16 protein-coding genes are annotated in these 14401 nt (G+C 62.6%); 12 read left to right on the top strand and 4 right to left on the bottom strand.

The window, feature by feature from the left end; translation table 11 throughout:
• Positions 1-102 precede the first annotated feature (102 nt).
• The 12 genes from nrdR (at position 103) to HDC30_RS18050 (ending at position 9070) form a co-directional block, all read left to right on the top strand.
• Complete coding sequence (nrdR, locus tag HDC30_RS18105; RefSeq protein ID WP_003228656.1) at positions 103-567, top strand: transcriptional regulator NrdR; 465 nt, start codon at positions 103-105, stop codon at positions 565-567.
• A complete protein-coding gene (ribD, locus tag HDC30_RS18100; RefSeq protein WP_183784251.1) occupies positions 564-1697 on the top strand; it encodes a bifunctional diaminohydroxyphosphoribosylaminopyrimidine deaminase/5-amino-6-(5-phosphoribosylamino)uracil reductase RibD in 1134 nt (377 codons plus the stop codon). Before nrdR ends, ribD begins: the two co-directional genes overlap by 4 nt.
• Before the next feature lie 47 nt (positions 1698-1744).
• Positions 1745-2407, top strand: a complete 663-nt coding sequence (locus tag HDC30_RS18095; RefSeq protein WP_095139117.1) for a riboflavin synthase — start codon at positions 1745-1747, stop codon at positions 2405-2407.
• A gap of 16 nt (positions 2408-2423) precedes the next feature.
• Positions 2424-3515 (top strand): bifunctional 3,4-dihydroxy-2-butanone-4-phosphate synthase/GTP cyclohydrolase II, encoded by a 1092-nt coding sequence (ribBA, locus tag HDC30_RS18090; RefSeq protein ID WP_007966103.1) that lies wholly within the window; start codon positions 2424-2426, stop codon positions 3513-3515.
• Between the two features lie 236 nt (positions 3516-3751).
• On the top strand, positions 3752-4228 hold the full coding sequence (ribE, locus tag HDC30_RS18085; protein ID WP_003228649.1) for a 6,7-dimethyl-8-ribityllumazine synthase: 477 nt from the start codon (positions 3752-3754) through the stop codon (positions 4226-4228).
• Positions 4225-4725, top strand: coding sequence for a transcription antitermination factor NusB (nusB, locus tag HDC30_RS18080; RefSeq protein WP_123588845.1), 501 nt, complete (start codon positions 4225-4227; stop codon positions 4723-4725). The genes ribE and nusB overlap by 4 nt, the downstream gene beginning before the upstream one ends.
• Before the next feature lie 17 nt (positions 4726-4742).
• The gene (gene thiL / locus HDC30_RS18075; protein WP_115988798.1) at positions 4743-5708 is read left to right on the top strand and encodes a thiamine-phosphate kinase; all 966 of its coding nucleotides are present in this window, start codon (positions 4743-4745) and stop codon (positions 5706-5708) included.
• Positions 5705-6208 (top strand): phosphatidylglycerophosphatase A, encoded by a 504-nt coding sequence (locus HDC30_RS18070; RefSeq protein ID WP_007910933.1) that lies wholly within the window; start codon positions 5705-5707, stop codon positions 6206-6208. The genes thiL and HDC30_RS18070 overlap by 4 nt, the downstream gene beginning before the upstream one ends.
• Positions 6209-6242: 34 nt before the next feature.
• Positions 6243-6980 carry an ABC transporter substrate-binding protein gene (locus tag HDC30_RS18065; RefSeq protein WP_183784249.1) on the top strand — a complete coding sequence of 246 codons (738 nt, stop codon included), beginning with the start codon at positions 6243-6245 and terminating at the stop codon, positions 6978-6980.
• A 256-nt stretch (positions 6981-7236) separates the two neighbouring features.
• Complete coding sequence (gene ribA / locus HDC30_RS18060) at positions 7237-7854, top strand: GTP cyclohydrolase II (RefSeq protein WP_027612931.1); 618 nt, start codon at positions 7237-7239, stop codon at positions 7852-7854.
• Positions 7851-8270 carry an MFS transporter gene (locus tag HDC30_RS18055; protein WP_115988800.1) on the top strand — a complete coding sequence of 140 codons (420 nt, stop codon included), beginning with the start codon at positions 7851-7853 and terminating at the stop codon, positions 8268-8270. The genes ribA and HDC30_RS18055 overlap by 4 nt, the downstream gene beginning before the upstream one ends.
• A complete protein-coding gene (locus HDC30_RS18050; RefSeq protein WP_183784247.1) occupies positions 8270-9070 on the top strand; it encodes a cobalamin-binding protein in 801 nt (266 codons plus the stop codon). The genes HDC30_RS18055 and HDC30_RS18050 overlap by 1 nt, the downstream gene beginning before the upstream one ends.
• 110 nt (positions 9071-9180) lie before the next feature.
• Here HDC30_RS18050 and HDC30_RS18045 read toward each other — a convergent pair whose 3' ends face one another.
• The 4 genes from HDC30_RS18045 to HDC30_RS18030 form a co-directional block, all read right to left on the bottom strand.
• On the bottom strand, positions 9181-11064 hold the full coding sequence (locus HDC30_RS18045) for a TonB-dependent receptor domain-containing protein (RefSeq protein ID WP_183784245.1): 1884 nt from the start codon (positions 11062-11064) through the stop codon (positions 9181-9183).
• A 141-nt stretch (positions 11065-11205) separates the two neighbouring features.
• Positions 11206-13104: a 1-deoxy-D-xylulose-5-phosphate synthase gene (gene dxs / locus HDC30_RS18040; RefSeq protein ID WP_150368191.1), complete on the bottom strand. Its 1899-nt coding sequence runs from the start codon at positions 13102-13104 to the stop codon at positions 11206-11208.
• Between the two features lie 91 nt (positions 13105-13195).
• Positions 13196-14083 (bottom strand): (2E,6E)-farnesyl diphosphate synthase, encoded by an 888-nt coding sequence (gene ispA / locus HDC30_RS18035; RefSeq protein WP_183784243.1) that lies wholly within the window; start codon positions 14081-14083, stop codon positions 13196-13198.
• Entirely contained in the window at positions 14080-14322 is a 243-nt protein-coding gene (locus HDC30_RS18030; RefSeq protein WP_003228627.1) for an exodeoxyribonuclease VII small subunit, read from the bottom strand. Before HDC30_RS18030 ends, ispA begins: the two co-directional genes overlap by 4 nt.
• Positions 14323-14401: the final 79 nt, after the last annotated feature.

The following is a 14401-nucleotide window of genomic DNA, read 5'->3' as shown; positions in this document are numbered from 1 at the left end:
TGGATCAAACGATCATGGCAGTCTGTATACCGCAAACCCTATGGCTTGTCTTGCCACCGGGATGCGCTACCATGGCCCTCCCTTTTTTTGTTGCCAGCCACCATGCACTGTCCCTTCTGCGGTGCCAACGACACCAAGGTCATCGACTCGCGTCTGGTCGCCGAGGGCGAACAGGTGCGCCGCCGGCGTGAATGCCTGGCCTGCGGCGAACGTTTCACGACATTCGAGACGGCCGAACTGGTGTTGCCGCGCCTGATCAAAACCGACGGCAGCCGCCAACCGTTCGACGAAGAAAAACTCCGCGCCGGCATGCAACGCGCGCTGGAGAAACGTCCGGTGAGCGTCGAGCGCCTCGAATCCTCTCTGGTTCACATCAAGCACAAGCTGCGCGCCACCGGCGAGCGCGAGGTCAAATCCCTCGTGGTCGGCGAACTGGTGATGGCCGAGCTGCAAAAGCTCGATGAGGTGGCCTACATCCGTTTCGCTTCGGTGTACCGGCGCTTCCAGGACCTCAACGAGTTCCGTGAAGAGATCGACCGCCTCGCCCGCGAACCGGTGAAAGAATGACCCGCGCCGCCGAGCAGGCGATCCTCGACGCCCACTTCATGGCGCGCGCGCTGGAACTGGCGCGCAAGGGCCACTACACCACCCATCCCAATCCACGGGTTGGCTGCGTGATCGTGCGTGACGGGCAGATTGTCGGCGAAGGCTTTCACGAGCGCGCCGGCGAACCCCACGCCGAGGTCCACGCCCTGCGCGCTGCCGGTGAACTGGCCCGGGGCGCCACGGCTTACGTGACCCTTGAGCCGTGCAGCCACCATGGCCGCACACCGCCGTGCGCCGATGCGTTGGTGACTGCCGGGGTGGCTCGGGTGGTCGCCGCGATGCGCGATCCGAACCCACAGGTCGCCGGGCGTGGCTTGCAGCGTCTGAGCGATGCCGGGATCGCCACCGAAAGCGGCGTGCTGGAAGTCGAGGCGCGCCAGCTCAATCAAGGTTTCCTGAAGCGCATGGAACATGGCTTGCCGTTCGTGCGGGTCAAGTTGGCGATGAGTCTCGACGGGCGCACGGCGATGGAAAGTGGCGAGAGCCAGTGGATCACCGGCCCGGCCGCGCGTTCCGCCGTGCAGCGTTTGCGCGCACAGGCGGCCGTGGTGTTGACCGGCGCCGACACCGTACTGGCCGACGGCGCGCGCCTGACCGTGCGCGCCGACGAACTGGGTCTGGATGCCGAACAAACCGCACGGGCCATGAGCCGTCCGCCGCTGCGGGTGCTGATCGACGGGCGCTTGCGGGTGCCGTTGGATGCGCCGTTCTTCAAGGCCGGCCCGGCGCTGGTCGCCACCTGCATGGCGGTCGAAGAGCAATACGCCAATGGCCCGGAATGCCTGATCGTGCCGGGTGACGACGGTCAGGTCGATCTGCATCAGTTGCTCATCGAACTGGCCAACCGTGGCGTCAACGAAGTGCTGGTCGAGGCTGGCCCACGCTTGGCCGGCGCGTTCGCGCAGCTTGGTCTGGTCGATGAGTTCGTGATCTTCATCGCCGGCAAGTTTCTCGGCTCCTCGGCGCGGCCGCTGCTGGACTGGCCGCTGGCCTATATGAAGGACGCTCCCGAGCTGAAAATCACTGAAATCCGCGCGGTTGGCGATGACTGGCGAGTCACTGCGACGCCAGTCGTTTCGGCGAGCGTATAATTCCCGGCCATCGCCTTAGCGCTGGCTTCGTTCTCAAGGAGAACCCCATGTTTACCGGCATCATCGAATCCATCGGCAGTATCCGTGCACTGACCCCCAAGGGCGGTGATGTGCGGGTGCATGTCGAAACCGGCAAGCTCGACCTGAGCGACGTCAAACTCGGCGACAGCATCGCGGTCAACGGCGTGTGCCTGACGGCGGTTGAACTGCCGGGCAACGGTTTTGCCGCCGACGTCAGCCGCGAAACCCTCGACTGCACCGCCATGAATGACCTGAAAAGCGGCAGCCCGGTCAATCTGGAAAAAGCCCTGACCCCGACCACCCGTCTCGGCGGGCATCTGGTCAGCGGTCACGTCGACGGTGTCGGCGAAGTGGTGTCGCGCAGCGACAATGCCCGCGCCGTCGAATTTCGCATCCGCGCGCCGAAAGAACTGGCCAAGTACATCGCCCATAAAGGCTCGATCACCGTCGACGGCACCAGCCTGACCGTGAACGCGGTCGATGGCGCCGAATTCCTGCTGACGATCATTCCGCACACCTTGAGCGAAACCATCATGGCTTCCTACAAGCCGGGCCGCCGGGTGAACCTGGAAGTCGATTTGCTGGCGCGTTATCTGGAGCGTTTGCTCCTCGGCGACAAGGCTGCTGAGCCAAGCGCTGGCGGTATTACTGAAAGCTTTCTGGCCGCCAACGGCTATCTCAAATCCTGACTGAAGGGGGTGCCTTGTGGCGCTCAATAGCATCGAAGAACTGGTTGAAGACATCCGCCAAGGCAAGATGGTCATCCTCATGGATGACGAAGACCGCGAGAACGAAGGCGACCTGATCATGGCCGCCGAATGCTGCAAGGCCGAGCACATCAACTTCATGGCCAAGCACGCCCGTGGCCTGATCTGCATGCCGATGAGCCGCGAGCGCTGCGAACTGTTGAAGCTGCCGTTGATGGCCCCGCGCAACGGTTCCGGTTTCGGCACCAAGTTCACCGTGTCGATCGAAGCCGCCGAAGGCGTGACCACCGGTATCTCCGCCGCCGACCGTGCGCGCACCGTGCAAGCGGCGGCGGCAAAAGACGCCAAGGCTGAAGACATCGTCAGCCCGGGCCACATCTTCCCTCTGATGGCCCAGGCCGGCGGCACCCTGGCGCGCGCTGGTCATACTGAAGCCGCCTGCGACCTGGCGCGTATGGCCGGTTTCGAACCAAGCGGCGTGATCTGCGAAGTGATGAACGACGACGGCACCATGTCCCGTCGCGCTGAGCTGGAAGCGTTCGCCGCCGAACACAACATCAAGATCGGCACCATCGCCGACCTGATTCACTACCGGATGATCCACGAACGTACCGTTCAGCGGATTGCCGAGCAGCCGCTGGACAGCGAACTGGGCCAATTCAACCTGGTGACCTATCGTGATTCGGTGGAAGGCGACGTGCACATGGCCCTCACGCTGGGCACCGTTTGCGCCGAGGAACCGACCCTGGTTCGCGTGCACAACATGGATCCGCTGCGCGACCTGCTGATGGTCAAGCAACCGGGCCGCTGGAGCCTGCGCGCCGCGATGGCTGCGGTGGCCGAGGCCGGCAGCGGTGTGGTGCTGTTGCTCGGCCACCCGCTGGACGGCGATGTGTTGCTGGCGCATATCCGCGAAACCGCTGATCAGGCGGCGGTGAAAAAGCCGACCACTTACAGCATCGTCGGTGCCGGTTCGCAGATCCTGCGTGACCTCGGCGTACGCAAAATGCGCCTGATGTCTGCGCCAATGAAATTTAATGCGATATCCGGTTTCGATCTGGAAGTTGTAGAATACGTGCCCTCCGAATAATGACCCGGTGAATTCGGCATTGTTGATGTAGATCCTTGTGGTGAGGGGATTCATCCCCGACGGGCTGCGTAGCGGCCCTATTTGGTTGGGACTGCTGCGCAGTCCATCGGGGATGAATCCCCTCGCCACAGGGGTGTAGTCGAACAGCAATGCGGTGTTTCCGGTCATGAATTTGTGGCTAATATCACTGAGGGATGCGTACGAAACGTGTCCCGGCTCTTTAAGAGATCTGACGAATGACCCTGAAGACCATCGAAGGTACCTTCATCGCCCCTAAAGGCCGCTACGCTCTGGTAGTGGGCCGTTTCAACAGCTTCGTGGTTGAAAGCCTGGTCAGCGGTGCAGTTGATGCCCTGGTTCGCCACGGCGTGAGCGAAAGCGACATCACCATCATCCGCGCGCCTGGCGCCTTCGAAATCCCGCTGGTTGCGCAGAAAGTCGCCCAGAAAGGCGAGTTCGCAGCCATCATCGCCCTCGGCGCGGTCATTCGTGGCGGCACTCCACACTTCGAATACGTGGCAGGCGAGTGCACCAAGGGTCTGGCCCAGGTGTCCATGGAGTTCGGCGTACCGGTCGCGTTCGGCGTCCTGACCGTTGATTCCATCGAGCAAGCCATCGAACGTTCCGGCACCAAGGCTGGCAACAAAGGTGCTGAAGCTGCCCTGTCCGCTCTGGAAATGGTCAGCCTGCTGGCGCAGTTGGAGGCCAAGTGATTAGCGACGATAGCGATCGTTTCAACCCGCGCGATCCGAAACCTGCGGATGCCGGCAAGCCATCGAAGAGCGTCAAGCGTCGCGAAGCCCGTCAGCTCGCGACTCAGGCCCTGTATCAGTGGCACATGGCCAAGGCTTCGCTGAACGAGATCGAAGCGCAGTTCCGCGTTGATAACGATTTCACCGATGTCGACGGCGCGTATTTCCGCGAAATCCTCCACGGGGTTCCGCAGTTCAAGACTGAAATCGACACCGCGCTCAAGCCGTGCCTGGACATAGAAATCGAAGAGCTGGACCCGGTTGAACTGGCGGTTCTGCGCCTGTCCACCTGGGAACTGCTCAAGCGCGTCGATGTGCCGTACCGCGTGGTGATCAACGAGGGTATCGAGCTGGCGAAAGTCTTCGGTTCGACCGACGGCCACAAGTTCGTCAACGGCGTACTCGACAAGCTGGCTCCGCGCCTGCGTGAAGCTGAAGTGAAGGCGTTCAAGCGCTGATACGCGCTTGAGACCTCATGGGCGAGTTTGAGCTGATCCGCAATTTCTTCGCCGCCGCGCCTTGTGCGCAGGGCGGCGAGGGCGTTGCTCTGGGGATCGGCGACGACTGCGCCTTGCTGGCGGTTCCCCCCGGGGAACAGCTGGCGATTTCCACCGATACGCTGGTGGCCGGCGTGCACTTCGCCGATCCCTGCGATCCGTTTCTGCTCGGTCAGCGCTCGCTGGCCGTTGCGGTCAGCGACCTGGCCGCCATGGGCGCCACGCCCGTTGCCTTTACCCTTGCCCTGACTGTGCCGACGGTGACCGCCGATTGGCTGCAAGCCTATGCCCACGGTTTGAACCGCATGGCGCAGAGCTGCAGCATCGCGCTGGTCGGCGGCGACACCACGCGCGGGCCGTTGAGCCTGACGGTCACGGTGTTCGGTCGGGTGCCGGCCGGGCAGGCCTTGACCCGCAGCGGCGCACAACCGGGCGATCTGCTCTGCGTCGGCGGCGAGCTGGGCAATGCCGCCGGTGCCTTGCCGCTGGTGCTTGGCCAGCGTGAAGCCGCAACGGATATCGCCCAGCCGTTGCTCGATCATTACTGGTCGCCTCAGCCGCAACTGGCTCTTGGTCAGGCGCTGCGTGGCAAGGCCACTGCGGCTCTCGATATCTCCGACGGCCTGCTCGCCGACTGTGGGCATATCGCCCTGGCCTCGCAGGTTCGCCTCAAAGTTGAACGTGAGCGCGTACCGTTGTCCGATGCTTTAGTGGCGTTTCTCGGTCAGCGCGGTGCCGAACGGGCGGCGTTGAGCGGCGGCGATGACTATGTGCTGGCCTTCACGCTACCGTCCGTCGAGTTGCCGGCACTGCTGGCCGATGGCTGGCCGATCCATGTGATCGGGCGTGTGGCGCAGGGCCAGGGTGTGGTCCTGCTGGATCGCGAAGGACACGACATCACCCCGCAAATCCGGGGTTATCAACATTTTCAGGAGACACCGTGACAGATCACCCGAAACAGGTTCCGGCCGAATTCGTTCCGCCGTCGGTCTGGCGCAATCCCTGGCATTTCCTCGCGTTCGGCTTTGGCTCCGGCACCTTGCCGAAAGCGCCGGGCACGTGGGGTTCGTTAGTTGCGCTACCCTTTATCCCGTTGTGGCAGATGCTGCCCGACTGGGGTTACTGGCTGATGCTCGGAATCACCATGCTGTTCGGCTTCTGGCTGTGCGGCAAGGTCGCCGACGATCTGCGGGTGCACGACCATGAAGGCATCGTCTGGGACGAAATGGTCGGGATGTGGATCACCCTGTGGCTGGTGCCGGAGGGCTGGTACTGGTTGCTCGCGGGGTTCCTGGTGTTCCGTTTCTTCGACATTCTCAAGCCGTGGCCGATTCGCTGGATCGACCGGCATGTCCACGGCGGCGTCGGCATCATGCTCGACGACGTGCTGGCTGGCGTATTCGCCTGGCTGGCAATGCAGGGACTGGTGTGGATTTTCGCCTGATCCGGATCGTCAGGGTTAAGTGAGGAAACTAGGGATGGCTCGACGCTGGTTGGCGCTTGTGATGTTTACCTTGTTGAGCACCGTCGCCGGTGCCCAAGAAGCCGTGCCGACGCCTGCGGTCATCCATCTGGCCAGCGAAGACTGGGAAGACTACACCGCCGCCGACGGCCACGGCCTGGGCTGGGACGTGCTGCGCAAGGTGTTCGAACCGGCCGGGGTGAAACTCGACATTCGCAGCGAACCATACACTCGTTCAGTTGGGCTGGCCCAGCGTGGCGAGGTCGATGCTTGTGTCGGTTCTTATCATGAAGAATTCAGCGACCTGCTCTATCCGCGCTGGAATTTCGACACCGACCACATCTACGCCCTGGGCCTGGCAAGTAATCCAGCACCGACCCCGGAAACCCTCGGTCAATATCGGCTGGCCTGGGTTCGTGGTTACGACTATCAGAATTATCTACCCGGCGTACGCAACTTCAACGAGGTCGTGCGACGTACCGGGATCCTCTCGATGCTCACCCACAACCGCGCCGACTATTACATCGATGCTTTGACCGAAATCGATTACGTGCTTGGCCGGGCCAGGGAACCGACGCAGTTTCGCAAGACGCATATCGCCGAACTGCCGCTGTACCTGTGCTTCGCCAACACACCGCAAGCGCGCATGTTGATGACAGTGTTCGACCGGCGCATGGAGCAGTTGATCAAGAGCGGCGAGCTGAAGCCAATTTTCGAACAGTGGAAGCAGCCGTATCCGTTCGAGCCGAACTGAGTGCAGATCTTGTGTGCAGCACTGCCCCCCCCTGTGGGAGCGAGCCTGCTCGCGAAAGCGCTGGGTCAGGCAGCACAGAGATTGAATCTACCGACGCCTTCGCGAGCAGGCTCGCTCCCACAGGGATCTGCACTGCCCGGGTGTTATCAAACTTTTTGATCGTTATGCCCGATAATTCAGCCTAAGCGTCTGCAGGAACCTGCTGTTACAATGCCGGCCTGCGAATTTTCAGAATTTTTAGATCAGGAGCACACCGGTGCCTGTCGTTTTTGTCGCCGCTTCCAAGCTGCCAACGCCTTTTGCGCAATTCACCATGCACGGTTTTCTCGATGAGGCTACCGGCCGCGAGCACGTTGTGCTGAGCCTGGGTGATTTCGCCGACGGTGCCCCGGTTCTCGGCCGGTTGCACTCCGAGTGCCTGACCGGTGACGCCCTGTTCAGCCAGCGCTGCGACTGCGGCTCGCAACTCGAAGCGGCGCTCAAGGCCATCGCCCGCGAAGGCCGCGGCGTGCTGCTGTACCTGCGTCAGGAAGGTCGTGGCATCGGTCTGCTGAACAAGATCCGCGCCTACGAGTTGCAGGACGGCGGCGCTGACACTGTTGAAGCCAACGAGCGTCTGGGCTTTGCCGCCGATCAGCGTGACTACGCCATGTGCCTGCCGATGCTCGAGCATCTGGGTGTGAAGTCGCTGCGTCTGATGACCAACAACCCGCGCAAGGTCAAAGCCCTGACCGACATGGGCATCGTCGTCGCCGAGCGCGTGCCGCTGCACACCGGCCACAACCCGCACAACAAACTGTACCTGGCGACCAAGGCCAGCAAGCTCGACCACATGATGGGCAACGAGCATCAGGGCGAGGTCGACCGCGCGTGACCCGCGGTCAGGTGCGACGCCGTCTGGCGGTCGACTGGTGGAAATACCTGGCGTTGGCGCTGCTGCCACTTTTTGTCCTGAACCTGCTGTTCGGTCAGGGCGAGGGCATTCTGCCGGTGCTGACCATGCCATTGTTCATCGCCGGCGTTGCGTCGATGTTTGTCAGCCTGAAGTTCTTCGGGCGCTACAAACACGCGTTGATCGCCACGCAGAAAGCCCTCGACACCCCTGATGAACCGGCGGCCTGGATTGCCTTGGCGGCCCAGCGTCGCAGTGCATTCCTCGCGGCCGCATTGCCGGCATGGATCGGTGCGCTGGCGGTGTTCGTCGGCCTCGAAGCCGTACCGCTGATGCTGCTGGCGTTGTCCACGGCGGTGCTGTTCTACCTCTATCGCATCCCGCGTCAACTCGGCTGATGCGTCGTCTGTGGCTGGCGGTTCTGCTGCTGGCCTGCGCCGGCCCGGTGCTGGCGAGTCTGCGAGTGGTCAGTCTCGCGCCTTCTCTGTCGGAAATCGTTATCGAGCTGGGCTCGGCCGATCTGCTGGTTGGCGTGCTCGATGCCGGCGAGCGTCCGGCGGCGCTCAAGGATATCCCCTCAGTGGGGCGCTACGGTCAGCTGGACATGGAGCGTCTGCTCAGTTTGAAGCCCGATTTGCTGCTGCTGTGGCCCGGCAGTGTCGGCCCGGCACAACGCGATCAGCTCAAACGCCTGAACATTCCGACCTACGTCGCCGAGCCGCACAATCTCGAACAGCTGTCTGCGCAGATCGAGACGATTGCCGCGCAACTGGGGCGACCTGAGCGTGGGACGAAACTGGCGGCGGACCTGCGCCAGAAGCTCGATGACCTGCGCCAACGCTATCGCCGGGACACGCCGCTGACCGTGTTCTATCAAGTCTGGGACAAGCCGCTGTACACCGTCGGTGGCGGGCAGATCATCAGCGATGCGCTCGAAGTCTGTGGCGCACGCAATGTGTTTGCCGATCTGAGTTTGCCGGCGCCGCAGGTGAGTGTCGAGGCGGTGCTGCAGCGCGATCCGCAGGTGATACTGGCCGGTGAGCAGGCCCAGCTCGATGCATGGAAAGACTGGCCGCAGGTGGCAGCAGTGAAGCAGGGGAAACTGCTGTTGGTTACCGATAAAGGCCTTGAGCGCCCAAGCGGCCAAATGATCGATGCCACCGCCAAACTCTGCCAATTGATCGCGCCTGACCGCTGAAGCCGGGGTGGCTTCTTCGCGAGCAGGCTCGCTCCCACAGGGAATTGCATTCCAAATTGTGGGAGCGAGCCTGCTCGCGAAGGAGCCAGTCAAATCAGCGAAGATTCAAATCAAAGCTGGGGAGTCCAGGTGACGCCAACTACCCACGCCCGACCTTCCTCGCGATAGCCATACTGGCTGCCGTCATAGCTGTACAGCGCACGGCTGTAACCCTTGTCCAGCAGATTCTCGACCTTCAGATCCAGTTTGATCTCGCGATTCAGCGCCCAGTTGCTGCGCAGTCCAAGCGTGCCGTAGCCACCCAACGGCTGGGTGTTGTTCAGATCGTCGTAACTGCTGCTGACCAATTGCCAGCTCGCGCCGACGCCCAACCGGTCAAACTGTCGATCCAGATCCCAACTCATCGTGCGCCGCGCACGACGCGCCAACGTGTGCCCGCTATCGCGATCACGCGGGTCGATAATCGCCACACCGAGATTGCTCTGCCAGCCGAACAGTTCCTGTTTCAGCGCCGCTTCAAAGCCATTGATCCGCGCCGAGGCCACGTTCTCCGGGCGTGAGTTGCTGCCAAAGATGATCGCGTCTTGCAGATCAGTGCGGTAAATCGACGCCTCCAGCCGACTGCTATCGCTCAACTGACTGCGCCATTGCAGCTCGTAGCTTTTCGAGGTTTCCGGTTTCAGATCCGGGTTACTGAAGTCCGGGTAGTACAGGTCGTTAAAGGTCGGCGCGCGAAAGCCTTCGCTGTAGCTCAGCAGCAGATCGTTGTCCGGGTTCAGGGGCAGGGTGAAGGTGCCGCTCCAGGTGTTCTGGCTACCGAATTGCTGGTTGTCGTCGTGACGCAGACCCAGTTCCGTGGAGAAGCTGTCGGCCTGATAGCGATGCTGGATGAACGCGGCACGGTTCCAGCGGCTGTCCTCGTTGAATGCGGTGCTGCTGTTGACCCGGTCTTCGTACCAGTCGCCGCCGAGGATCAAGCTGTTGCGCGCATCCAGAGTCAGGTCGTTCTGCCAGTTCACCGAATCGCGATAGGTATTGAACACCGTGCGCTCGTCGCTGAGCTTGTCGAAGGTTTTCTCGCGATTTTCGCTGTGACCGAATTCGACGCGGGTTTTCCAGATTTCGTTGACCCGGGCATCGACGTAGCTGCTGACACTGCTGACGTTGAAGTCGCTGTAAGGCTGCTGTTGCACCGACTCGAAAGTAGTCGTATCGAAGCGGCCGAACGGGTTGTCGAACTCGCTTTTGCCACGGTTATCCAGCAGGTTGCCGCCGACTTCGATGTCATCGGTCAGTGCATGGCTGAGACTCAGGCTGACGGATTGATTGCGATAGGCATCGTGATCGCTGTCGCTGGGGTATGACTCATGAGTACGGTCGAGGCCGGCGGTGTCATCGAGGCTGGCGCCGAGGTTGAAGCGGGTCTTGTCATCGCCACCGGACAGGCCGAGGCTGCGTTCCCAGGTCTGGTTGCTGCCGAAGCCGACGTGCAAGCGCGGCTGCAGGCCTTGCTCGGTGCCGCGCCGGGTGAAGATCTGGATCACCCCGCCAATCGCATCGCTGCCGTAAATCACCGAGCGCGAACCGCGCAACACTTCCACGCGCTCGATCTGGTCGATGTTCAGGTGCTGCAGATTGCTGTCGCCGGAGGTCGAACTGCCGATGCGCTGGCCGTCGACCAGCACCAGACTCTGCGCCGATTGCGTGCCGCGAATGTAGATCCCCGGCAGGCTGCCGCGCCCACCGGCCTGCGCCACTTGCACGCCCGGTACCCTTTGCAGCAGGTCGGTGACGCTGCCCGGTTGCAGGCGGTCGATGTCTTCTCGGGTGAACACGGTGTTGGCGGCGCTGCTGTCGTTGCGCGCTTCGACCTGGCGGTTGGCGCTGATCAACGTGTCGGGCAGCTTCAGCGCTTCGTCGCGTTCGAAGGTGTCGGCGAGGGCGCTGGCGGCTGGCAGCAGGAGAAAGGGCAGGGCGAGGCGCGAGAGGTTCATCGGTGTTCCCGTGGGTATTTCTGATGTACACAAATCAAATGTGGGAGCGGGCTTGCTCGCGAAGGCGGTGTATCAGTCCACTCATCATCGACTGATCCGACGCCTTCGCGAGCAAGCCCGCTCCCACATGGGTATTGCGTGTTACTTGTTGAGCAGTTCCAGGCGCTCGCGAATCGAGGCTTCGATTCCCGCTTCATCCAGCCCGCACTCGGCCAGCATCTGCGCGGGTTTGGCGTGCTCGACGTAGATGTCCGGCAAGCCCAGATGCAGCATCGACTTGAGAATGTTCTCGCGCGCCAGGAATTCGCTGACCGCGCCACCGGCGCCGCCCATGATCGCGTTCTCCTCGATGGTCACCAGCAACTCGTGGCTGCCGGCAATCTCGCGTACCAACGCTTCATCCAGCGGCTTGACGAAGCGCATGTCGACCACGGTCGCATCCAGCTTCTCGGCGACTTTCAGCGCTTCGGTCAGTTGCACGCCGAACACCAGCAGGGCGACTTTGCTGCCCTGGCGGCGGACGATGCCCTTGCCGATTTCGATCGGCTCGAGATCCTTGTCGATGGTCGCGTTCGGGCCGGTGCCGCGCGGGTAGCGCACCGCCGCCGGGCCGTTGTACAGGTGGCCGGTGGTGAGCATTTTGCGCAATTCGTTTTCATCGCTCGGGGTCATGATGACCATGCCCGGAATGCAGCGCAGGAACGACAGATCGAAGCTGCCGGCGTGGGTCGGGCCGTCTTCGCCCACCAGACCGGCGCGGTCGATGGCGAACAGCACGTCGAGGTTCTGCACCGCCACGTCATGCACCAACTGGTCGTAACCGCGTTGCAGGAACGTCGAGTAGATCGCCACCACCGGTTTGGCGCCTTCGCAGGCCATGCCGGCAGCGAACGTCACAGCGTGCTGTTCGGCAATCGCAACGTCGAAGTAGCGCAGCGGGAAACGTTCGCTGAACGCCACCAGGTCCGAGCCTTCCTTCATCGCCGGGGTAATCCCGACCAGGCGCGGATCAGCCGCGGCCATGTCGCACAGCCATTCGCCGAACACCGCCGAATACTTCGGCCCGCCGGCCTTTTTCGGCGCAGCAGCCGGGGCGTCGACCGGCTCGAGCTTGGTGATCGCGTGGTAACCGATCGGGTCGACTTCCGCCGGGGCGAAGCCTTTGCCTTTCTTGGTGACGATGTGCAGGAACTGCGGGCCCTTCAGATCGCGCATGTTGCGCAGGGTGGCGATCAGGGTCGGCAGGTCGTGGCCGTCGATCGGGCCGATGTAGTTCCAGCCCAGCTCTTCGAACAGGGTGCCGGGCACCAGCATGCCTTTGGCGTATTCTTCGGTGCGGCGGGCGATTTCCCAGGCGCCGGGCAGGCGCGACAGGACTTTCTTGCTGCCCTCACGCATGCTCGCGTAAGTGCGGCTGGACAGGATCTTCGCCAGATAATTGGACAGGCCGCCGACGTTGCGCGAGATCGACATGTCGTTGTCGTTGAGGATCACCAGCATGTTGGCGTTGACTTCCGGCGCGTGGTTCAGCGCCTCGAAGGCCATGCCGGCGGTCAGCGCGCCGTCACCGATCACCGCAATCGCCTTGCGATCGCTGTTTTGCAGGCGGGCGGCAATCGCCATGCCCAGCGCGGCGCTGATCGAGGTGCTGGAGTGGCCGACGCCAAAGGTGTCGTACTCGCTCTCGGCGCGACGCGGGAAAGCGGCGATGCCGTCCTTCTGGCGCAGTGTTTCCATGCGCTGGCGACGACCGGTGAGGATCTTGTGCGGATACGCCTGATGACCGACGTCCCACACCAACCGGTCATCCGGGGTGTCGAAGACGTAATGCAACGCGATGGTCAGCTCGATGACGCCCAGGCCGGCACCGAAATGCCCACCGGTCTGACCGACCGTGTAGAGCAATTCCAGGCGCAACTCATCGGCCAGGGTTTCCAGCTCGGCTTCGCCTAACCGGCGCAGGCCGTCCGGCGTGTTCGCGCGGTCGAGCAGGGGCGTGGTCGGGCGCTTGCGGGGAATCTCATGAAACGTCGTGGGCATCAGGCGAATCGTTATAGGTATAAAAGATGCGGCAGTTTACCTGATGCATCGCCCCCTGCCCACGCGTTGGTCTTTTTTGGCAGGTTGGCGTTCAGTTGCGCCGCTCGACGATATACCGGGCCAGGTCGCGCAAAGGCTCGGCTGCCGCGTCAAACGGTCGCAGCGCGTGCAGGGCCTGATCGCGCAGTTCCAGAGCGTAGACCTTGGCCGCGTCCAGTCCCAGCAGGGCCGGGTAGGTCGGTTTGTCGCGAGCGATGTCGGCGCCCTGGCGTTTACCGAGGGTTTCGGTATCGCTTTCGACGTCGAGAATGTCGTCCTGCACCTGGAAGGCCAGACCGATGGCCTGTGCATAAGTCTGCAGGGCTTTGAGTTGATCCTGCTCGGCGCGGCCGCTGGCCAGGGCGCCGAGCTTGACGCTGACTTCGATCAACGCGCCGGTCTTGTGCCGGTGCATTTGCTCCAGCGCTTGCTGATCCAGCTTCAGGCCGACCGAGCCGAGGTCGATGGCCTGACCGCCGACCATGCCTGCCGGGCCGGCCGCGTGCGCCAGCGCCGTGACCTGTTGCAGACGGATGTCAGCGTCGAGGTTGCTCAGGCGCGGGTCGAGCAGGGCGCTGAAAGCCAGGCTCTGCAAGCCGTCACCGGCGAGAATCGCGCAGGCTTCGTCGAATTTCTTGTGGGTGGTGGGCTGGCCGCGACGCAGATCGTCGTCGTCCATCGCCGGCAAATCGTCGTGCACCAGCGAATAAGCGTGGATCAGCTCCACCGCGCAAGCCGCACCGTTGGCTTGCTCAGCCTTGCCGCCCAGCGCTTCGCACGCAGCGTAGGCGAGTAGCGGACGTACGCGTTTGCCGCCGATCATCACGCTGTAGTGCATCGCCTCATACAGGCGCGACAGCTCCGGCAGCGGAGCCTTGAAGAGGATTTCCAGTGCCGCATTGACCCGCGCCTGGCTGGTCGCCGAATACGCGGCAATCATTCTGGCTGTTCCGCGTCGAAGGGTTCCTCGGCGAGTTCGCCATCGCGCTCCAGCAGCACTTGCACCTTCTGCTCGGCCTGGGCCAGCGCTGCCTGGCAGTCACGGGTCAGACCGATGCCCTGCTCGAAAGCGGTCAGCGAGTCTTCCAGCGACAATTCACCGTTCTCCAGACGCTCGACCAGTGTTTGCAGGTCGGCGAGGGACTGTTCGAAATCCAGTGCAGCTTTTTTGCGGGCCATGGCGGCGATTTCCGGTTGACGTTAAACCGGCGCGACACTAGCAGATAGGGGGTTTATGGGCAAATGAGCGGGTCTTTCG

It is taken from the genome of Pseudomonas sp. JAI115 (genome assembly GCF_014200835.1).
GTDB classification, from domain to species: Bacteria; Pseudomonadota; Gammaproteobacteria; order Pseudomonadales; family Pseudomonadaceae; genus Aquipseudomonas; species Aquipseudomonas putida_A.
The sequence above is the reverse complement of the archived record's forward strand: the minus strand, read 5'-3'. Positions and strand labels throughout refer to the sequence as shown.